The organism is Acaryochloris sp. IP29b_bin.137 (genome assembly GCF_028285745.1).
Lineage (GTDB): Bacteria > Cyanobacteriota > Cyanobacteriia > Thermosynechococcales > Thermosynechococcaceae > Acaryochloris.
In genome coordinates this window covers 1-4,108 of record NZ_JANQOP010000026.1, presented here as the reverse complement: position 1 = coordinate 4,108, position 4,108 = coordinate 1, and the positions used below count along the sequence as shown (strand labels likewise).

Sequence of the window (4,108 nt, the reverse complement as noted above, 5' to 3'; positions counted from 1 at the left end):
ATGTTGGGAAACGCTTCATGAACGGCATGGACGGTTTCAAGTCCCTGAGGTTTGGATAACGATAAATCTAGCAAAATCAGATCAATCGTGGTTTCCTCTCTGAAGCTATCTAAACCTGCAGTCAAGATCGGGCAGTGATTGAGGAGAATGGTGTGTTGTTGTTCCTGTCCCAAACATTTCCTGACAATCTCAACCTCCTGCAAGTCATCCTTGATAATCAAGATCTCTGTTGTGTGTGCTGGAATTATTGATGTGTCTAATAGCTGCATACCCTTATAAATCCCCCATACATCTCACACCTCTCGGGAATCTTCGACTCCCGACTCGCCAATATATCTAATGCTTAATTGGCTAATATCCATAAATGGTTTAAATAGTCATTTATTCACCCTAAAAACACGATTAGACGTCCAAAATCGCCTTCAGATCTTCTCTGAAGATGTTGACGGATAACTTAAACACTGAATCTATAGATTGAGTATCTAATATTCCCTATTTAAGAGGCATTGCAGACTTTATCTTCCGTAAGCATTGCTAAGCAATGGTCTCAAGAAAAAGCAAAAGTTAGCTACAAATACCGTACTTTTCTTATACCGACTTGATTCTTTTAATCGCCTCCGTAAACATACGGAAATATTTAGACTCTGAAAACAAAAAATTTAATCATTTATCGGAATGCTTAACGATCTTAATACTAGGTAATAGAGCGCAATATCACTTCAAAATTATAAATTTCAGATATGGAATCTTACCAAATGAACGACAAAACTGCCTGGGTTATTTTATGTTGGCCGTAGTTAATTCAAACGCTCTAAACCCGTGTTAGCCGCTTATTATTTTGGACTGATGTATGCAAGAAATGGTAGTTCCAGATTTTTCCCAGGAATTTGAAACCGCTCTTGCAAAAGAGCGTAGTGATGTAGCCTTATCTAGACAGTTCATAGGCTTCAGAAATAGCTACAGATTATTCACGCTTCCATTGCTATAAGAGCAAGAATTATCTCAAGTCGAGGTAGCACATTATTGCATTAGTCAGAAATTTACCGAAAATGCGTGTGTTTTATTGGCGCAAAGCCAGCTCTAGTGACGAGTTTCTGACCCTGATCACTGAGTAATAATTTTGTATAAGTCTGGCCTGCTTGATACTCATTGTGAGGGTAGCTTTTGAACAAAACGTAGAGTTGTTGGGTAAGAGGATATTGCTGTGATTGAAATGCTTGAGCATTAATTTGGTTCCGTTGTTCTGGGCAACGGCTGGGTTCAATGAGAGGTTCTTGGTAAGGTGGGATGAGTTTTTCTGATTCTCGCCCAATCGAGATCGGCTTGATCGAACATTGAGGGACCATCGTAGCTGCTGAGCCAAAGAGAATTCCTCCTGGTGTCTCAGCTAGATAGCCTATGGCATCTGTCGCATTTGAGAAAAAGGCTAAGTTTTGACCAAAGGGCCGGAACTTCAGGATTTGACTTGCAAAGCGATCAACCATTTCGCCTGAATCTCTCTCAATCGAAATCGGTTGTATCTCTAGATCTGGCCCTCCAAAATCCTTCCAATTTGTTACCCGTCCGCAATAAATCTGGGCTAATTGTGTAAAGGTTAAGCCCGATATCGACAGACTAGGGTGAACGGAAACTGCAATCCCATCATAGGCAATGGGAATTTGTTGAAGTTCACTTCCTCGTTGTTGTGAATTTTGAATTTCAACTTCATTTAGAGAACGGATAGATTGGGCAAAAGCCACCTCCCCTGATATCAACATTTGAATTGCGGTTGCAGAATTGATGGTTGCTAACGGCTGGCGATAGGTGAGTTGAAATTCTCTGAAGTCACTTTTTATCGCGGAATCAACTACCAAACGGATGGGAGACCAAACGGCACTTCCACTGTAATAGTACTGCCCTGAAGGTACTTGATCTGCTTGATCAAACGTAGTCAGAGGTATAGGCATCCTTAAGAATGAAGGCTGTACTGAGGTTAGTAATTTATCAGGGGATCGGTAAGTGGATAGCAGGCCATACCCAAACAATCCTAGAGCCCAACTCAGATTAAAAAATAGTAACCCAGCTAATTTCCATTGGTCCCTCATCATTTTTGGTGGTCTTGGGATGGGTTGCATGTTGTGGAGATTATTTGTGATGGAACCTATTGAGCTAAACTGTCTCAATCTTAGGACAATACTAGAACAGTTAAAAAGCGGATTTCAAAATGTAGTTGAATATCTTGAGCAAAGTGAGCTTTTGCTGAGGCCCTCTGGTGCCGAATTGCAGGTGGGGTAAGACGAATGTACCAAACTGCTCAAGAGTAAGGTATGTTGGAACCCATTTATAGGATTGAGTTTGGGGCATCTGCACTCCAAACGGACAGTAAACTAAATGACTCCAGGCAATTTAGTTGATGTCTGTCGGTGGAATGCTATGCAGAGAGAAGATTTCAGGTAAATCTAACCAGGGAATAAAACTCGAAATGAGTTGCAAGAGTTTATATTTATGCTGAGAAAGAATTCCGTAATATCCCATGCGGAGAAAGTCGTCTCCATTGAGATGGTGTACACAAGAAGACTTATACAGTCGTTATTAGGGTCGAGGAAACAATCATTAGGATATGGTCGTCCGACCCACGGTTTATCAGGATTCAGAATTCACAGCATGTTGGGTTTTAATTTGGTTTATCCGAAATAAGTTAAAGGAAAAGATTGCTCTAATTCTGATACCTACTGATTCTGGAATCGAGGAGATAAAGTCGAGCTAAGGCCGAGAATCCAAAAAATCCGTCTTTCCACTTCTGCGAGTTGTCTAATAACGCTTCGATTAGAGGTGTTTTGATTACTAAAATTTTGATGAAGTTGAGCTAATACCTCCAACTCTCTAGCTGCAAGGCTGATGTCAGGTTCTTCTAGATATAGGCTTTCTAAAACATGGTTGAGATCAGATGTTGAATCAGCAATCATTCCAGCGCCTGCCACGACACAAGACTGCAGTTCATCTGCATGTTTTGCCAGGAGCTTCCGAATGTAATAGCAAGTGGCCACGGTCACATCGTTGCCAATGACATTGGTCGAAGGTGAAGTTGTATCGGTCGAAATCATATTGTTCTCTTATAAGTTCTCTAGGGATAACTCAATACTCAAAGAGTAAACTAGCTCTAAGCATCAACCGTCTGCCAAAAATACAGAGCATTGAGATCGGTTTGCTGTCCTAATAAGAACGTACAAGTATGGGCTTCTTTGTTTCTACAATCAGGTTCTATAGCGTCAAAATCGCTACCCACTAGCCCACTTAAAAAACTTGAAATGATGCCAGCATAAAAGGCACAATTTGGATGATTACCTTGCTTTTTAAGCTTAATGTTGGGCATACCAACCACTTCCAGGCTGATATATGAATCGAAGAAAGAGTTGAAATCAATCAGCAACTGACCATAATAGGCCAGATAAGACTGTGACCACCAATCCACTAACCTACACAATTGATCAGGGAGAGATTCTCCTCTCGGAGAACCAGTTAACTCTGTATATTGTTGATATTCTTGTTGACCAATTTTCTTCCCTAACAGATAGGCTTCTACAGCAGTTAAGTCTTGGGGGATCAATATTCCTAGGCTACTTTGGGCACACAGATCATTGCTAGAATGCTGTAGCAGATTATTCAATTGGCAGGCTAGACCGTTCAGTTCTAATAATTGATGAGTATAATCCTCTGCTGTACCCTGGTGTGAAAAAAGGAAGCTTTGGTTCAGAAGTGATAAGTAATACTCATTCTCTGTGAGCGATAAGGTTGCGGATGCTTTTTTTTCCAATATAGCCATCGTGATAAATGTCCCCCTATTGATAGATACTCTGAATAGTCTATTTAGTCATCAATGCAAACCCAAGATGGCATTGTTGACCTATCCTACAGTTGAAATTAGTCCAGTTATTCACCGGAACTATTGGTCAGGTAGGATAAGGCATCAGTCCGTGTTTCTTCCAATTGTCGGATCATAGAACGTGTAATTAATTTTCCCGCTTCAATCAGGATGTGACCATTAATAGGATGAAGAATATTCTCTTCTGCTCGCTGGCCGACTAAGCATTCAACATCACTCATATCATTGAGGTACAGCCCAGACGGT

3 protein-coding genes and 2 pseudogenes are annotated in these 4,108 nt (G+C 40.8%); all 5 read right to left on the bottom strand.

The window, feature by feature from the left end:
* Positions 1 to 269, bottom strand: a pseudogene (locus Q0991_RS01995) (hypothetical protein); the annotation flags it as partial.
* Positions 270 to 1,040: 771 nt separating this feature from the next.
* Positions 1,041 to 1,946: a substrate-binding domain-containing protein gene (locus tag Q0991_RS01990; RefSeq protein ID WP_299484993.1), complete on the bottom strand. Its 906-nt coding sequence runs from the start codon at positions 1,944 to 1,946 to the stop codon at positions 1,041 to 1,043.
* A gap of 762 nt (positions 1,947 to 2,708) precedes the next feature.
* Entirely contained in the window at positions 2,709 to 3,083 is a 375-nt protein-coding gene (locus Q0991_RS01985) for a hypothetical protein (RefSeq protein ID WP_299484991.1), read from the bottom strand.
* A gap of 56 nt (positions 3,084 to 3,139) precedes the next feature.
* Entirely contained in the window at positions 3,140 to 3,802 is a 663-nt protein-coding gene (locus Q0991_RS01980; RefSeq protein ID WP_299484989.1) for a hypothetical protein, read from the bottom strand.
* A gap of 107 nt (positions 3,803 to 3,909) precedes the next feature.
* Positions 3,910 to 4,108, bottom strand: a pseudogene (locus Q0991_RS01975) ((2Fe-2S)-binding protein); the annotation flags it as partial.

Bases quoted from the DNA above. Each gene is read 5' to 3' on its own strand.
- Q0991_RS01980 (WP_299484989.1), bottom strand. From the start codon at position 3,802: ATGGCTATATTGGAAAAAAAAGCATCCGCAACCTTATCGCTCACAGAG.
- Q0991_RS01990 (WP_299484993.1), bottom strand. From the start codon at position 1,946: ATGCCTATACCTCTGACTACGTTTGATCAAGCAGATCAAGTACCTTCA.
- Q0991_RS01985 (WP_299484991.1), bottom strand. From the start codon at position 3,083: ATGATTTCGACCGATACAACTTCACCTTCGACCAATGTCATTGGCAAC.